Source organism: Coprococcus sp. OM06-34AC, assembly GCF_003462545.1.
Lineage (GTDB): Bacteria > Bacillota > Clostridia > Lachnospirales > Lachnospiraceae > Coprococcus > Coprococcus aceti.
In genome coordinates this window covers 470014-485720 of record NZ_QTZF01000002.1, presented here as the reverse complement: position 1 = coordinate 485720, position 15707 = coordinate 470014, and the positions used below count along the sequence as shown (strand labels likewise).

At 44.9% G+C, this 15707-nt stretch carries 12 protein-coding genes; 9 read left to right on the top strand and 3 right to left on the bottom strand.

Features of this window, described 5'->3' with window-relative positions; genetic code table 11:
• The first annotated feature begins 131 nt into the window (after positions 1 to 131).
• Both DXB91_RS05360 and DXB91_RS05355 read left to right on the top strand, forming a co-directional pair.
• Complete coding sequence (locus DXB91_RS05360) at positions 132 to 722, top strand: HD domain-containing protein (RefSeq protein WP_015534503.1); 591 nt, start codon at positions 132 to 134, stop codon at positions 720 to 722.
• A gap of 40 nt (positions 723 to 762) precedes the next feature.
• A complete protein-coding gene (locus tag DXB91_RS05355; RefSeq protein ID WP_015534504.1) occupies positions 763 to 1257 on the top strand; it encodes a hypothetical protein in 495 nt (164 codons plus the stop codon).
• A gap of 100 nt (positions 1258 to 1357) precedes the next feature.
• Here the strand turns inward: DXB91_RS05355 and DXB91_RS05350 are convergent, their stop codons facing one another.
• Together DXB91_RS05350 and DXB91_RS05345 are read right to left on the bottom strand one after the other, a co-directional pair.
• Complete coding sequence (locus DXB91_RS05350) at positions 1358 to 2431, bottom strand: undecaprenyldiphospho-muramoylpentapeptide beta-N-acetylglucosaminyltransferase (RefSeq protein ID WP_118017004.1); 1074 nt, start codon at positions 2429 to 2431, stop codon at positions 1358 to 1360.
• Between the two features lie 20 nt (positions 2432 to 2451).
• Positions 2452 to 2700, bottom strand: a complete 249-nt coding sequence (locus DXB91_RS05345) for a TIGR03905 family TSCPD domain-containing protein (RefSeq protein WP_015534506.1) — start codon at positions 2698 to 2700, stop codon at positions 2452 to 2454.
• Positions 2701 to 2953: 253 nt separating this feature from the next.
• Here DXB91_RS05345 and DXB91_RS05340 point away from each other — a divergent pair, with 253 nt between their 5' ends.
• Positions 2954 to 3652 carry a hypothetical protein gene (locus DXB91_RS05340; protein ID WP_118017003.1) on the top strand — a complete coding sequence of 233 codons (699 nt, stop codon included), beginning with the start codon at positions 2954 to 2956 and terminating at the stop codon, positions 3650 to 3652.
• Positions 3653 to 3737: 85 nt separating this feature from the next.
• On the top strand, positions 3738 to 4715 hold the full coding sequence (locus DXB91_RS05335) for a polysaccharide deacetylase family protein (protein WP_243003524.1): 978 nt from the start codon (positions 3738 to 3740) through the stop codon (positions 4713 to 4715).
• Positions 4716 to 4746: 31 nt separating this feature from the next.
• Here DXB91_RS05335 and DXB91_RS05330 read toward each other — a convergent pair whose 3' ends face one another.
• Positions 4747 to 5550, bottom strand: a complete 804-nt coding sequence (locus DXB91_RS05330) for a MerR family transcriptional regulator (RefSeq protein ID WP_117550028.1) — start codon at positions 5548 to 5550, stop codon at positions 4747 to 4749.
• A gap of 215 nt (positions 5551 to 5765) precedes the next feature.
• Here DXB91_RS05330 and DXB91_RS05325 point away from each other — a divergent pair, with 215 nt between their 5' ends.
• The 5 genes from DXB91_RS05325 to dnaB all read left to right on the top strand — a co-directional run bounded on the left by DXB91_RS05325 (position 5766) and on the right by dnaB (position 15688).
• Positions 5766 to 10067: an MBG domain-containing protein gene (locus tag DXB91_RS05325; protein WP_118017002.1), complete on the top strand. Its 4302-nt coding sequence runs from the start codon at positions 5766 to 5768 to the stop codon at positions 10065 to 10067.
• 148 nt (positions 10068 to 10215) lie between these two features.
• Positions 10216 to 11571: a glucose-6-phosphate isomerase gene (locus DXB91_RS05320; protein ID WP_004852292.1), complete on the top strand. Its 1356-nt coding sequence runs from the start codon at positions 10216 to 10218 to the stop codon at positions 11569 to 11571.
• Positions 11572 to 11751: 180 nt separating this feature from the next.
• Positions 11752 to 13890: a DHH family phosphoesterase gene (locus DXB91_RS05315; RefSeq protein WP_118017001.1), complete on the top strand. Its 2139-nt coding sequence runs from the start codon at positions 11752 to 11754 to the stop codon at positions 13888 to 13890.
• Between the two features lie 3 nt (positions 13891 to 13893).
• Positions 13894 to 14340, top strand: coding sequence for a 50S ribosomal protein L9 (gene rplI, locus DXB91_RS05310; protein ID WP_015534512.1), 447 nt, complete (start codon positions 13894 to 13896; stop codon positions 14338 to 14340).
• A 16-nt stretch (positions 14341 to 14356) separates the two neighbouring features.
• Positions 14357 to 15688, top strand: coding sequence for a replicative DNA helicase (gene dnaB, locus DXB91_RS05305; RefSeq protein WP_015534513.1), 1332 nt, complete (start codon positions 14357 to 14359; stop codon positions 15686 to 15688).
• Positions 15689 to 15707: the final 19 nt, after the last annotated feature.

Sequence of the window (15707 nt, the reverse complement as noted above, 5' to 3'; positions counted from 1 at the left end):
TTTTTAACATTATTTATTAAAAATTTAAAAAAATATAGCAAAATCCCACAAAAGATGTTATCATCAAGTATGATACTTTTGCAGTGTTATTATGCGCTGCAGAATAGTGATTTCCAAGGGGCGAAACGGATATGAATTACGCTGAAGTAATTGATTTTGTAAAGGAACAGACAGCCGTAAACGGCAGGCCGCCTAATTATCCATTCAGGAGCAGATTTGAACATACTATGCGGGTGTATAGATGGGCGATAAAGCTTCAGTCGAAGTTAGGTGGAGATCTGGATATAATAGTTCTCGCGGCACTTCTTCATGATGTGGGTTGGGATGATGAGAGACCACATGGGGAGGTCGGAGCAGAGATAGCTGTCAATTATCTTGACAGTCTGGGAGTCGATCCACAGAAGATAGCCAAGATAGGCGAGATAATCATGATCCATGAGGAGAAGGATACTGATGCAGATTTGTCACTTGAGTGCAGGATAGTTATGGATGCAGACCTGCTGGATGAAGTTGGAGCGATCAGTGTTCTGTGGGATTCCATGGCTACGGCTATAGAGGACGAGGCAAGCTATAAGCGCGCATATTACAGAATCAAGAATTTTTATAAGATCAATAAACCAAAGATCAAGAGATGTAAGACGGAGGCTGGACGACTTGAGTACAGCAAACGCATGCAGCTCCTTGAGGATTTCATATTCCAGCTTGAGAAAGAACTGTTCTAGTATCGATTGATGAATTTGATTGTGGATAGGAGAGATAATTATGAAGACATTTGTTAAGATCCTTGTAGCCATTATTGTGGTAGCAGCTATCTGTGGCGGTGTGTATCTGGTTCTTCCTGAGACAGCTCAGATATTTGTAAAGGGTAATATTCAGTATCGTACTAACGATGAAGCAAAGGACAAGATAGACAGCCTTAAGAAGAATGAGATCGTCTATACAGATGTACAGAGCAACGGAACAGAGAAGAAGGTTCCTACAGGTGTTACATATGGAGACGCTCTTGATAAGAAGGCCAAGACAACAGTATGGTATTATGAGGACACAACAAACGGTGGATTCAGAATCACATATTATGGAACAAAGGTCAGCATGGATCTTGCAAAGTATGGTTCAGATGGAACATATATAGACAAGACACTGAAGGCAGTATTTGATTTTCCTGCAGGCGGAAAGAGTACAGTTACATTGTACATAGGAGATGAGCAGTGTGACGATGCGATGAAGGCTGCTGTACTTCAGGCTCTGGCTAACTAATAATAGTTAATATACAATAAAACTCCACACCGACTATGATTTAGACGGTGTGGAGTTTTATTTTGCCTTTTTATAATTGCTTTTGCAGATCTTATGCAGATCAGTCGTGGCCGTTTACGAGATCCTCTATCATGTTGATGATGATTCCCGTTGAGTCGGTCAGGTTGCTGGACTCCATAGCCTGGATATATTTCTCTTTGTTGTTGTACACTTCATTTATTCCGGCGAACAGAGACTCTGTGTTAAGCTCTTCCTCCTGGATCACATAGCTGTATCCGCTCTTCTCAAATGACTGGGCGTTGAGAATCTGATCACCTCTTGATGCAGCCTTTGACAGAGGAATGAGGATGTTCGGTTTTCTGAGTGCGAGAAGCTCACAGATGGCATTGGCTCCTGCACGTGAGATGATGATATCGCACAGTGCAAGCATGCTTGCAAGTTCCTTCTTTACATATTCGTACTGGACATAGCCCTTCTTATCCTTGAGGGATTCATCCAGATTGTCCTTGCCGCACAGGTGGATGACGTTGAAGGTCTCCAGAAGACGGTCGATATTGTCTCTTATTGCGTTGTTGATTATGACGCTTCCTGAACTTCCGCCCACGATAAGGAGAACAGGCTTGTTGTCAGTGAAACCGCAGTAGTTATATGCAAATGCGGAATCGCCGCGGAAAAGTTCCTCTCTGATAGGGGTTCCGGTTACGACTGCCTTGCCCTCAGGGAAGAGATCCTTTGTCTCAGGAAAGTTACAGCATACCTTTGTCGCCTTTGGAAGGGCGAGCTTATTTGCAAGGCCGGGAGTCATATCTGATTCGTGTATCACCACAGGGATACCTGCTGAGTGTGCGGCAAATACCACAGGGACTGTGACAAATCCTCCCTTTGAGAATACTACATCAGGTTTGAGCTCTTTCATGAGCTTCTTTGCTTCAGATATTCCTTTAAGTACCTTGAACGGATCTGAGAAGTTCTTCATTGAGAAGTATCTTCTGAGCTTTCCTGAAGCTATGCCGTGATAAGGGATGCCCATATCTTCTATAAGCTTTTTCTCCATGCCGTCATATGAACCGATGTACTGGATGTCATATCCGTGCTTCTTCAGCTCCGGCATAAGTGCCATGTTTGGTGTGACATGACCTGCTGTACCGCCGCCTGTCAATATAATTCTCTTCATAATGATTGTTAATCCTCCTGTTACTGTGCTGAAGCCAGATACTGCTTGAGTGCCTGAGCCAGTTGATCCGGGCATGAAGTCGGCTTGAAACCGCAGGTTGTGCCCTCGAGTCTGGCGATGACGTCCTCTGGCTTCATGCCTTCTACGAGAGCTCCGATACCCTTGAGGTTACCATTGCATCCTCCGGTGAACTTTACATCATGCAGCCTGCCATCGATGACGTCAAAGTTGATCTCGACAGAGCAGGTTCCTTTAGTCTTATAAACCATAACAATACCTCTTTTCTATTGTACTTAACCAATCATTTTAATATTCGCTGATACATTCTAAGATGTATGTATCCTGCTTTTTTCATCTTGAAGTATATCAAAAGAGCATGCAAAAGACAAACATTTGTCGAGCGAAAATAATTGTATACTCCGGAATGTCGCTCATATAATACTACCATCCGGACCGGCCAAACGGATGTGGGGTTAAGCCCTGACAGGATATGATCGAATAATTGAAAAGAGAGGGAAAACTATGTTTGAAATTTTGTTGAATCAGAATGTGTGTATGTATGTGATGATAGTGTGTGGGTGTATAGGGCTGACAGGACGGGCTGTGATGAGCAGTTATCTTGCAAGACTGGCAAAGGCGGCTGAGCGCATGGGAACGACGCGGAAAAAACAATTGATGGAGATGCGCAGGCGGTATGAGGATATAACATCGCTGGATGTGAACATACATGACACTGCCGCATTTGTGGACAAGTACATAGACAGGCTGAAGATAGGTTTTATACCGATAAATGTGTGGAATGGATTTGTGAAAAATATGGGAGTGGCCGCAGCTGGGACAGGCATATTTGCAGCGGCGTATCAATATTATGTAGTAGGCGATGGCGTGGAGACATTGAAGATGCTGGGGTGTGGACTGGCAACCTGCATAGTGCTGGTGGCTGCTCATAACCAGTGGAATTGTGAATGGCATATGAGGACTCTGCGTGACAGCGCCAGAAATTATCTGGGCAACAGCCTGGCAAACAGATTGAAAAAGGAAGAAGAGAAACAGACGACGAAGCAGGATACTGTTGAGGCCATGGCAGCATGCAGTGAGACAGATGAAAATGACAGGATAAAAAGAAAGGCGAAGCCTGCGCGGAAAGCACAGCGGAGTGATAAGTCAGATTATGATGCTCTGCTTGACGGAATAATGAAGAAAATGCTTGCGGACGGATAGCAGGGGTGTTGATGAGCAGGTGCGTGGCAGATGAAATGTAGGTGAAAGCCGCCTGCAGAAGCCAATAAATTCAGGATGGTAGATAGTGAGAAAGCTGTACTTGATAGCAGGACTGTATGCTGCCTGCGTGATTGGAGCCGTGCTCAGCGGATGCTCCATATATGACAAGGAGGATCTGTCCAAGATGGTGGCGACTCCGGGGGACGCAGAGTGTCAGGCGGACGGTGCGAAGAATGGGGAAGGTGATGCGGAAGGAAAAGAAAAATCGGGAGACAAGACGGAAGATGCGGAGAGTAACACGGACACAGACGGGGAGAGTCAGGATGAGGATATGACCAGACTCAGGGATTACAGCCAGATATCGACAAAGAAATATTCATGGTACATAGTGCGGGACAAAAATCATGGAATGAGTGGCTGTGACAACAGCTTTCCGCTGGAGCAGTACGATGCGTTCTACGTGGACAGAGTGTGTGCTGAGAAGAATGAAAAGGTGATGTATCTGACATTTGACTGTGGGTACGAGAACGGATATACAGAGCAGATGCTGGATGTGCTCAAAAAGCACAATGCAAAGGGCTGCTTCTTCGTGACGATGACTTATATAAGGGACAATCCGGATATAGTGAAGAGGATGAAGGAGGATGGTCATCAGGTGGGAAACCACACGGTTCATCATCCGTGTATGCCGGAGAAGACTGTGGAGGAGCAGAAAAATGAACTCAGAGAGTGTTCGGATTTTATGAAGAGTGAAACGGGTTATGATATGGATATGTATTTCAGGCCGCCTTGCGGTGAGTACAGTGAACAGGTTCTGCAGCTGGCCAAGGATATGGGGTACAAGACCATATTCTGGAGTATGGCTTACCTTGATTATGATGTGAACAATCAGCCAGGAGCGGATTATGTCATTGATCATTTTGCGAAATATCATCATCCGGGAGCCATTCCGCTCATACACAATGTGTCGTCGTCAAATGCGCAGGCACTTGATACGGTTCTCACAAACCTGGAGAAGGAGGGATATGAGTTCAGGTCTTTGAATGAGATGAAAATTGAATAGTAGTATCAGAAACAGAAGCTCTCTGCGCGGATCATGCCGATCCGAACGGAGAGCTTTTGCGTATTGGCAGTGCGATCTGTGTGATATAAGCATCTTTATTTGCTCCGTGGGTTGGAGGACCCTCCATAAACGAATTGCGAAAATAACCACAGGTAGCAAGATTGTTTTCTTTTGCATAGTCCAATAGTTTCTTCTGGACAGTGTCAAAATTTTCGTATGGACCACGATGGTATATACAGATAGCTGCAGTCTGTGGAAGTTTTTTTATGTGTTCGTCATTGGTGTCAGGATCTGCTGCGACAGGTATGACATATCTTCCGGCTGATGCTGACTCGATAAAAACCTCTGTACACATTTTGCCTGTGGTGTCCAGTTGATATTTTTTTGTTGCCTCGATAAAGGTCTTGCGCAGATCTTCAGTTTTTCTGGCCAGATCAGAGTCTTTGAACTCCTGACAAAATGCAGTGAATGAGGGAAGAGTGGTAAAATGGATCTCCGGTTCTGATGTCTGGGACTGACGCAGCTGAAGCTGGGCTATGCACAGATCCAGCTGGGAACGGAGCGCAGTCATACGTTCAATGACATCCTCAAGCTTTTCGGTATTATTGAAGTACTTGTTAATCTCGGATAGCGATAATCCTAGTCCCTGAAGAACTTTTATAATTCGTATATGTACGATGTTATCGGCAGAGTAGTAGCGGAAACCGCTGCTCTCATTTTTGTATGCGGGTGTCAGAAGCCCCAGGTCTTCGTAGTTTAACAGCATTCTTCTTGTCACTCCAAGCATTTTGGTGACTTCGCCAATTTGATATAGATTTTTATTTGCGTGATTCATATGATTCCCCTTCTCTTAAAAATAGACAAAAAAAATTGTGAATGTTGCATAAATACCGCAAAATTATTGTTGACTTGAACATTGATGTACGAATTATAATTATCATAAATTGTTAAAGGGAAAGAGTCAAGAATTAACAGGAGGTAATGGTTGCAGAGAGAAAACATTAACGGACACACGAAAAAGAGGTTTTATTGAGAAAGAGAGGGAAGTGTATGAAAGAAAGAATTCTATGTAGAAAAGTTATGGCATGGCTCATGACAGCTTTCATGGTCATAACGTGTTTGATTTCGATAGGTGGTAAGAATACTGCCTACGCAGCGGCTATGGAGAATATCAAGGTAACAGACGTGGATATCAGCACAGATGGACATCTGAGAGGTCTCAAGTGGGGTTGGACGACCACCGGTTATGCCAGTGCGAGCTGTAAGCTTGGCATTCAGTCTGAGAAGTTCTTGTCTGGCGACCTCACAAACTTTGGTGATTATCTGAGCAGCCATAGGTATAGTGGATGGGCGAGTGCCGAGTCACCTGAAGGCTGCGGATTTAAAGGCTGGATAACAGAGAACTCGTTCTCAAGGAGTTCGGGTACATATGACAGAACGGATACCATTTCCGGAGAGGGAATAGATATGGGTACCACGGGTGTGTATTATCTGTATACGTGGACATATTACAATGGTTATGTATTCCCTGATATTTACATAGGAAGTATTGATCTGAATGCTGGCAAGATCGTGGACGCCAGCGGCAATGAAATAACATTTCAGATCGGTGGCTTTTCAGGCGGAGGCAATACAGATCCTTCGGAGGAAGAAGTTGTATTCATGAACAATGGATATCCATATGGCAAGAATATGACGAATAGTTCAATCACTCTCGTTATGGACGTGACAGGGGAAGCTGCAACATATCAGTGGCAGAGCGCAACCAGTAAGCGTGGACCATTTACAGATATTGAAGGTGCAAATGGAAGTACATATACGTTCACCCCGACTCATGGATACTGGTACAGGTGCGTGGTGGATGGTACAGCCAGCAGAGCGGTAAAGGCAGTTATCCCTACCAGTGACAATGGAAATACGTGGACAAAGCCAAATACTTGCTGGTATATAAGCAATGGAGTTATGGCCTATATGGCCAATGGCAATGGGTTTGATATTGTTGGCTTGTATACCAAGGACGGAAAGAACTATATGCTTGGAACAAGCTACGACAAAGTATGGAGATTGTACAGCAGAAGCGATTCAGAGCCTTCAGCAGAAACGGCTACATCACAAGTATCTGTGGCTTCGCTTGCAGCTCTAAGATTGTCGTTTGATCCTATGAATACTCACGATCTGATTTTTGATGCTGAACTTGGTGAGGGACAGCACTCATTCGCTATAGGAGCTGACGCGAATATTGGAAATGAAATTACAAGCTCTGACAGTGCAGATGAAGCGGTGCTTGCTGCCACTGTCAAGAATGGTGAATTACAGCAGATAGCGATGATGGGAGTTGCTAAAGTGGCGGATGCGGCAGATGATACTCCATCATTTGTTCTTGCCCCTATAACACAGGCAAGTTATTACTGGATCGGGGACTATGATTCCAGAAGAATATTTGAGTACAATACAGGTTCATCAAGTTACATAAAGGAAACTGCTGAAATAAATGGTCAGAATGCTGCATCCCTGGTTGAAGGAATAGATTCGGGATTGACAATGTCATGGACAAATGTTGAAGATGGCGGACATATAGGTTTCAAATTCAGCGTTGGAGCGGTGGCTGATGTAGGAGCAGTTACAGGACAGGTTGATTATATAACAGAAAATCTGACAGATCTTGATGGCGATACTTCATATATCATCACTGTTGATGGCGAGTCATATGAAATTGTGAGTGATATGTATGGTGATATAGCCCTTGAGGGAACAGATGATAACGACGTATCATATAGTTTGTTTGGTAAAAATATAAGTATCAGCAAGAAGGACAGTCAGGATACACCTGCTGATATAACTGTTGCAGCAAGACCGGAGGCGCCATCTGCACCGAAGACTCTTGCAGACATACAGAATCCAACACCAGCTGATATGGAAAGTGCTGCAGACGGCGAAGGCATTGAGATAGTAAGCGTGACTGGTGATTCTGTGACAGTAAGCCCGCTTGGCGGACAGCAGTATCAGTATTCGATGGATGGAGCGGCCTGGACAGTTCTCGATGATCTGAATGTGTCAGATAATTATGTTATCTCAGGACTTGAAGAGAATCAGAGGGTATATGTTCGCACAAGATACGTGGCTAATACGACAAGACCAGCTTCATTGTGGTCAGATGCCAAGGCAGTCTCACGTGACCTGATCGCCGGAGTAACTGCGGAAGATACAACCTGCACTTATGATGGATTGATACATAGCCCATCTGTTACAATTGCAGATGGCCTGGATGGAGCTTCTATCAGTTATTCATTGGCAGCAGATGAGCCGTACACACAGACGGTTCCAGAACTTAAAAATGCCGGAACATATAAGGTGTATTACCTTGTTACAGCAGATGAGTGTTCACCGGTATTTGGCGATGTGACTGTGACTATCGAAAAGAAAACGATCACAGCGGATAAGGTAATTGTTGATGAAAATGCATATATACAGGGAATCCAGTTCTCAGGATTGCTGGATGGAGATGAACTTGTATATGACGAGGATTATACTGTAGTACTGTGGGACGTTACACCTGGAATAGAGACGATTGTAACTACATACAGATTTGGGCTTGCAACTACGGGTAATGCAGCCAATTACATACTTCAGAACAAGTCATGGGATATGGTTCATCATCATGACTGGACGTATGAGATAAAAGAAGGCCACAGTAACAAGATAATTGCATACTGCAATGAAACTGAGAATCCGGCACACTGCGCATATCAGGGCAGAAACGAGGCGGTCAGCTGTACTGTGACAGCAGAAAGCAGAGCGTATGACGGCACAGAATATGCAGGTGCAGTTGTTAATAACTGGATAACAGAGAAGACCGGAGAGGCAGCTGTTACATATTATGAGGGAACAGGCGATACCGATTATCCGGAAAATGAGAATGCGCCGGTAAATGCAGGTACTTATAAGTTTGTTGTGAAGATAGCTGATGTTACGGCATATGCAGAATTTGAAATACAGAGACTTGACCAGAATGTTGAATTTGATGTAAGCGATTACACATTTGGCGACAGTATAGAGGGCCCAAAGGTTACAGGATCACAGGAGGATCCTGTTATAGAGTATTACTACACAACAGAGAACAGCAACACGGATGGAACATTGTGGGAGAACTCCAGATCGGCAGATCCGGGCACATATTATATGTATGCCAAGGTTTGTGCTACAACCAATTACAATGAGTATGTGACACAGCCGGTTCAGTTCACAGTTGCAAAGAGAGAGATAATTCCAGCAGCAACAACTCTCAAAGTAGGCAAGGTGGCAGCAAAGACATATGGAGATGCAAAGTTTGCCCTCAATGTGAAGTGCAGTAGAAATGACAAGAAAACATTTACAAGCAGCAATACAAAGGTTGTCAAGGTGGATGGCACAGGCAAGGTAACTATAGTTGGTGCAGGCAAGGCGGTTGTGACAGTATCCGTTGCGGCAAATCAGAACTATAAGGCAGCAGCTGCAAAGGTTGCGATCACGGTAAATCCAAAAGCCATCAGAGTAACTGCAAATGACGCATCTAAGTATGAAGGCAAGGCGGATCCGAAGTTTACATTTACAGCGGAGGGACTTGTTGGCAAGGATAAGCTTACAGGAATTGTTCTCAAGAGAGCTGCTGGTGAGAAGTCCGGAACATACACGATCACAGCAAGCCAGAAGAAGGGTGCAAATCCAAACTACAATATAACATTTGCTATTGGCCGTCTTGTTATAAAGAAATCTCCAAATGTTGAACCTAGTGGAACAGAACTCTATAAGAAGACACTTCCGTTCTTCCTTATGAAAGGAAAGGGAACAGGAACAAGAATAGATCTGACATGGGATAAGGTCAAAGGTGCAACAGGATATGATGTATACTGGTCATATTGTAATGGAAAGAACAACTTCAATAAGCTTGCTAATGTACCGAAGTCCCAGAAATATGCCGATAAGAACCTCAATAATAAGAGAGAATACAAGTATTTTACAGTCGCATACAAGATGTCGGGTGGCAAGAAGGTATATCTCGGCAGGACAAATACAGTCCATGTTGCAATGCCTCAAGCATCAAAGACAAATGTCCTGAAAGTTACTGTGAACAAGACCAAGGTTAACCTTGCAAAAGGTAAAACATTTAAGATCACCAAGAAGGTTAAGCTTGAGAATCCAAAGAAGAAGGCGTTAAACCATCTTACGAAGAAGGAAAGGTTCATAACATCCAATGCAAAGGTGGCAACTGTTTCATCTGCAGGAGTTATAAAGGCAGTGCGTAAGGGCACATGTACGGTTTATGTAATGTCTGAAAATGGTGTTTGTGCAAAGATCAAAGTGACGGTTAAGTAGTGCTTTAGACATGGTTATAATTGAAAACTCCTCCAAACCGGTTGTGGCTTTGGGGGAGTTTTTTGAGATTAATAGTTGATTATGGTATACCTATTTGCTAAAATTGATTCAATGTGAAAAATTTAATACAAGTAAGGAGAGAAAACAAATGGCACAGACAGTAAGTTTCGATTTTAAGAATGCAAAAGCCATGGCTACAGACGCTGATATCGCAGCAATCAAGGATCAGGTAGTAGCTGCAAAGGCAACACTTGTAAACAAGACCGGTGAGGGAAATGATTTCCTTGGATGGATCGACCTTCCAGTAGACTATGACAAGGAAGAGTTTGCGAGAATCAAGAAGGCAGCAGCTAAGATCCAGGCAGATTCAGACGTGCTTGTAGTAATCGGTATCGGTGGTTCTTACCTGGGTGCAAGAGCAGCCATCGAAGCTTTAAGACACAGCTTTTATAATTCAGTTGACAAGTCAATCCGTAAGACTCCTGAGATCTACTATGCAGGATCAAATATCAGCAGCACATACATGGCTCATCTGCTTCAGGTGATCGGTGACAGAGATTTCTCTATCAACATCATCTCCAAGTCGGGTACAACAACAGAGCCTGGTATCGCTTCAAGAATCTTCAAGAAGAAGCTTGTTGAGAAGTATGGCAAGGAGGGCGCAGCAAAGAGAATCTACGCCACAACGGACAAGGCAAAGGGAGCTCTCAAGACACTTGCAACAGAGGAAGGCTATGAGACATTTGTAGTTCCTGATGATGTAGGAGGACGTTTCTCAGTTCTCACAGCAGTTGGTCTTCTGCCAATAGCAGTAAGCGGTGCTGATATAGATAAGCTTATGGAAGGCGCAGCTTCAGCAAGAAAGGATTGTCTTGCACAGGACTTCGACGATTCAGATGCTATGAAGTACGCAGCAGTAAGAAATGTATTGTACAACAAGGGTAAGTCAATCGAGATCCTTGCTAACTTTGAGCCGGCACTTCACTATGTATCAGAGTGGTGGAAGCAGCTCTACGGCGAGAGCGAGGGTAAGGACGGCAAGGGACTTTTCCCAACAGCCACAGACTTTACAACAGACCTTCATTCACTTGGACAGTTCATCCAGCAGGGTTCACAGAACCATTTCGAGACAGTTATCAATGTTGTTAATCCAACATGTGAGATCGTTATGGAGGCTGAGGACTCAGATCTTGACGGACTTAACTATCTTGCAGGCAAGACAGTTGATTTCGCCAACAAGAGTGCTATGAACGGAACTATCCTTGCACACGCAGATGGTGGAATTCCTATCATCCAGATCAACATCGACAAGATTGATGAGTTCACTCTCGGTGAGCTATTCTACACATTTGAGTTTGCATGTGGTGTGAGTGGATACACACTTGGTGTAAATCCATTCAATCAGCCAGGTGTTGAGAGCTACAAGAAGAACATGTTCGCTCTTCTCGGCAAGCCGGGCAACGAGGAGCTTGGCAAGGAGCTTCTTGCAAGAATCAACGGTTAATAGATCTTTACAGATTAATATATAAGAGATGCAGGTGTGTTTTGCCACACCTGCATTTTTTTGCAATTCTATATTTCTTGTAATCAGAATCGCACAATGTTATACTTATGAAGTGTATAGGCTCAGAATTGAGCCTGATCATTTGCATTGTGAATGGAAGGATAAGAAGGGCAGTGACATATGAATGAAAAGAGAGATGTAGAGGGGCTGTACAACCGATATAGACAGGTTCCATTGTATCTGATAGGAATGTTCTGTCTGATGACAGTGTTCATGTATTTTGTCGGAATAGGAGCCGGCGTTATAGCCACCATTTTTACGGCAGTATACGGAGCGGTGAGCATTGTTGTTTTCCTGAGGATGAATGCTTTGTCCCGCGACAGATATGTGGAATTTGCCATGGAGCACGGCAAGATGCAGAAGGAGCTCATAAAGGAGTTTCCGGTTCCGTACGCATTGCTTGACGAGGATGGAAAAGTTGTGTGGGTGAACGACGAGTTCTCAGGTATAACGGAGACCAGTAAGAGAAAGCTCATGAAGCTGAATATAGTTCAGGTATTTGAGGAGGTTACCGAGGAGAGTCTTCCTTATCAGGAGGATGTCACCGAGGGAGAGATAGCATTTAACGGAAGAGAATACCGTTATGAGATCAGACGTGTACAGGTGAATAAGGTTGAGCCTGCTACGGAAGAGACGGATGCCCAGCCGGGTGAGGCCGGCACAGACGGAGATGGGGCTGATGAGCAGAAGAAAGAGTCGAAGGCTTCGCACGGTGGTTCAAGACATCACGGCAAGACGGACACCTTCCTTGCGTTCTACATGTTTGATGTGACAGTGGTGAATCAGCTCGCTCAGGAGAACCATGACCAGAAGCTGGTTGCGGGTCTCATATATATTGATAACTACGATGAGATATTTGAGTCGCTTGAGGAAGTACGACACTCTCTTCTTGTTGCCCTGGTCGACAGAAAGATTAACAAATACATGGCAAATGTCGACGCCATAGTCAAGAGCCTTGAGAAGGACAAGTACATGTTCGTGATGCCACAGAAGTATCTGGATCAGCTCAAGGAGAACAAATTTGCCCTGCTCGATGAGGTCAAGGCTATAAATATCGGAAATGATCTTCCTCTTACACTCAGTATAAGTCTTGGTACTGATTACAAGAGCTTTATAGAAAACTTTGAGGCAGCGCGTTCCGCCATGGAGCTTGCTCTGGGCCGAGGCGGCGATCAGGCGGTTATCAAGTCCGCCGACAGGATCACCTACTTTGGCGGTAAGAGTCAGGGAACGGAAAAGTCCACGAGAGTTAAGGCGAGGGTTAAGACTCTTGCGTTCAAGGAGCTTCTTGAGACCAAGGAGAAGGTTATAATCATGGCCCACAAGAATCCGGACATGGATGCTTTTGGTTCAGGTATAGGAATATACAAGATGGTGACTGCGCTGGGCAAGACGGCGCATATAGTTGTAAATGAGGTGTCATCGGCCATAAGTCCGATATACGGCAATTTCACTTCGAGCAATTCCTACCCGGCAGATATGATAATCAACAACGATCAGGCGCTCAGTCTGGTCGATGACGACACGGTCGTAGTTGTGACGGATGTGAATAATCCTACGCTCACGGAGTGTGAGGAACTGCTGGCATATGCGAAGAGCATAGTGGTGTTCGATCACCACAGGCAGACAAAGGATGTCATTGCAAATGCGACACTGTCGTATATAGAGCCATTTGCGTCATCTGCATGTGAGATGATCGCAGAGATGCTCCAGTACATGGATGAGAAGATAAAGCTCAGGCCTACAGAGGCGGACGCCATGTATGCCGGAATACTCATTGACACCGACAACTTCCTGAGCAAGACCGGTGTCAGAACCTTTGAGGCAGCCGCGTTCCTGAAGAGAAGCGGTGCGGATGTCATGCGAGTAAGGAAGATGTTCAGAACTGACATAGAGACCTACAGACAGAAGGCGGAGGGTGTCAGCCACGCAGAGATGGTGCTTGATGCATTTGCTATATCAATCATTACACCTGGGGATGGCCCTGAGTCGCCGGTGGTACTCACCGCCAAGATTGCAAATGAGATGCTGAACATCGCAGGTGTCAGAGCTTCGTTTGTAATAGCGCAGATGGGTGCGGATGTCAAGATAAGTGCAAGAGCCATTGACGATGTCAATGTCCAGATAATCATGGAGAGAATGGGTGGCGGCGGTCATGCAAATATCGCGGCAGCTCAGTTTGAAAATGCGAAAGCAGAGGATATAAAGAAGGAGCTTGTTGGGCTCCTGAATGAGATGTATAAGGAAGGAGATATTTAGGATATGAAGGTCATATTATTACAGGATGTTAAAAGCCTTGGAAAGAAAGGCGCAATGGTAGAGGTAAATGAGGGCTACGCAAGAAATTTCATAATTCCTAAGAAGCTCGGCATGGAGGCAACTCCAAAGAATATGAATGATTTCAAGCTCCGCAAGGCTCATGAGGAGAAGGTGGCAGCAGAGAATCTTGCTGATGCCAAGGCACTTGCGGCAGAGCTTGAGAAGGCTTCAGTAACTGTTAAGATCAAGGTTGGAGAGGGCGGAAGAACATTTGGCTCAGTATCCACAAAGGAGATCTCAGATGCCATCAAGAGCCAGCTCGGCAAGGATATAGACAAGAAGAAGATCGTTATGAAGGACTCCATCAAGGCGTTAGGAAGCTTTTCAGTGAAGGTCAAGCTTCACCCTGAGGTTCAGGCAGAGCTTGCTGTAAAGGTCGAGGAAGCATAAGGAGTATAGATAAAATATGGAAGATGCATTTGCAAGAAAAAAGCTTCCCTACAATCTGGATGCCGAGAAGTCTGTTATAGGTTCCATGCTCATGGACAGAGACGCCATAGTGGAGGCGTCCGATATGCTGACCAAGGAGGATTTCTACTACGGTCAGTACGGAATATTGTTCGAGAATATGGTAGAGCTGTTCAAGGAGGGTAAGGCGGTCGATCTGGTAACCCTGAAGAACAAGCTTGAGGAGAACAATGTACCTGATGAGGTCATAAGCACCAAATCCATAGCGGAGATATTGGAGACGGTTCCGACATCGGTGAATGCCAAGCATTACGCAGAGATCGTGGCGGACAAATCCATACTCAGGAAGATGATAAAGCTGTGCGAGGAAGTGGAGAAGGACTGTTATCTTGATTCTGAGGGAGTTGAACAGCTTCTTGAACAGGCCGAGAGCGGTGTGTTCAATCTGATAAAGGAGAGGAACGGCTCCAGCAAATTTGTGGGGATCGACAGGATCGTCATGAACGTTATCGAGCAGATAGAGGAGGCTTCCAGAAAGAACACAAGAGTAACAGGTATCCCTACGGGATTCATAGATCTGGACAATATGCTCACCGGTCTCCATGGATCGGAGTTTATATTGGTGGCTGCTAGACCTGCCATGGGTAAGACGGCATTTGTCCTTAATATTGCCCACCATGTTGCCGTGCGCAAGGGAATTGCCACTGCGATATTCAACCTGGAGATGAGCAAGGAGCAGCTTGTAACGCGTATGATAGCCATGGATTCCCTGGTTGATTCCCAGAAGGTACAGACGGGACAATTGGCTGAGGACGACTGGGATCAGGTGCTTGCCAGTGCGGAGAGTATAGCTGCCGCACCGCTGTACATAGAGGATAGTTCAGCACTCACCATATCCGAGCTGAGATCAAAATGCAGACAGCTCAAGAGCAAGAACAATCTTGGACTCATCATCATCGACTACCTGCAGCTTATGAGCACGACGGGACGAGTTGAGTCGCGACAGCAGTTCGTATCTGATATGTCGAGATCGTTGAAGATGCTTGCCAGGGAGCTGGATGTGCCTATCATAGCGCTGTCACAGCTTAACCGAGAGGTTGATAAGAGACCGGATCACAAGCCTGTGCTTGCGGATCTCCGAGAGTCGGGATCTATCGAGCAGGATGCCGATGTGGTTATGTTCATATACAGAGATGATTATTACAATCCTGATACCGACAAGAAGGGTATCTCGGAGATAATCATAGCTAAACAGAGAAAAGGTGCCACCGGATCTGTGGATCTGGTATGGCTGCAGGAATACACGAAGTTTGCCAACAAAGAGCACTAAATATATTATGTTTTATAAG